The organism is Leisingera sp. F5 (assembly GCF_001593695.1).
Map to the genome: position 1 here is coordinate 1 of NZ_LUKH01000784.1, position 1678 is coordinate 1678.

The 1678-nt window shown below is 58.3% G+C and carries 1 protein-coding gene; it reads left to right on the forward strand.

Annotation, left to right across the window (positions count from 1 at the left end):
* Positions 1 to 60 precede the first annotated feature (60 nt).
* A partial coding sequence (secA, locus tag A2I95_RS35935; RefSeq protein ID WP_291737309.1) for a preprotein translocase subunit SecA occupies positions 61 to 1678 on the forward strand: 1618 nt, incomplete at its 3' end.

Sequence of the window (1678 nt, forward strand, 5' to 3'; positions counted from 1 at the left end):
CGGACACGGCGGGCAAGCCTGCCCGATGCAAAGGCCGGACATAGGATCGCTGGAGAAAACATGCTGGGTTTCGGAACACTCGCCAAAAAGGTTTTCGGCACACCGAACGACCGTAAAATCAAGGCGACACGGCCGCTGATAGCACAAATCAACGGGCTGGAAGAAACGTTCGCGAAGCTCAGCGATGACGGGCTGAAGGATAAGACCGAAGAGCTGCGTAAGCGCGCATTGGGTGGTGAAAGCCTGGACGCGCTGCTGCCCGAAGCCTTTGCCAACGTGCGCGAAGCTGCCAAGCGTGCGCTGGGTCTGCGCGCTTTTGATACCCAGCTGATGGGCGGGATCTTCCTGCATCAGGGTAACATTTCCGAGATGAAGACCGGCGAGGGCAAGACCCTCGTGGCGACTTTCCCGGCCTATCTGAATGCGCTGACCGGCAAGGGCGTGCATGTGGTTACCGTCAACGAATACCTGGCAACGCGCGACAGTGAATGGATGGGCAAGGTGTTTGCCCAGCTGGGCATGACCACCGGTGTGATCTGGTCCGGACAGCCCGACGCCGAAAAGATGGCCGCCTATAGCAGTGATGTGACCTACACCACCAACAACGAGCTGGGCTTCGACTACCTGCGCGACAACATGAAACCGTCGCTGGACCAAGTGTTCCAGAAGCAGCACAACTTTGCCATCGTCGACGAGGTCGACTCGATCCTGATCGACGAGGCCCGCACCCCGCTGATCATTTCCGGCCCGGCTGAAGACAGATCCGAACTTTATTCAACCATCGACAAAGTGATCCCGCTTCTGTCGGAAGAACACTATGAGATCGACGAGAAAACCCGTGGTGTGACCTTCACCGAGGACGGCAACGAATACCTGGAGCAGACGCTGCGCGAGCACGGGCTCTTGGAAGAAGATGCTTCGCTGTATGATCCCGAAAGCACTACCGTCGTCCACCACGTGAACCAGGCCCTGCGCGCGCACAAGCTGTTCCAGCGGGACAAGGATTATATCGTCCGCAACGGCGAAGTTGTTCTGATCGATGAGTTCACTGGCCGCATGATGCCGGGCCGCCGCCTGTCCGAAGGATTGCACCAGGCCATTGAGGCCAAAGAAGAGGTCAATATCGAGCCGGAGAATACCACCCTGGCCTCAGTAACCTTCCAAAATTACTTCCGCCTTTATAACAAGCTCTCGGGCATGACCGGCACCGCGATGACTGAGGCGGAAGAATTTGCCGAGATTTATAGCCTCGGTGTAGTCGAAGTGCCGACCAACCGCCCGATCGCGCGGGTGGATGAGGATGATCAAGTCTACCGCACCGCCCGTGAGAAATACGAGGCGATGATCAAGGAAGCCAAGGTGGCGCATGCAAAGGGCCAGCCGGTTCTTCTGGGCACGACCTCGATCGAGAAATCCGAACTACTGAGCCAGATGCTGCAGCAGGACGGCATCCCGCACAACGTTCTGAACGCCCGCCACCACGAGCAGGAAGCGCAGATCGTTGCTGATGCCGGCCGCTATGGCGCGGTGACCATTGCCACCAACATGGCCGGCCGCGGCACCGATATTCAGCTCGGCGGCAACGTCGAGATGAAAGTGCTGGAAGTTCTGGAGCAAAATCCGGAGGCTGATCCCGCAGAACTGCGTGCCGCCGAAGAAGCCAAACACGCCGAGGAAA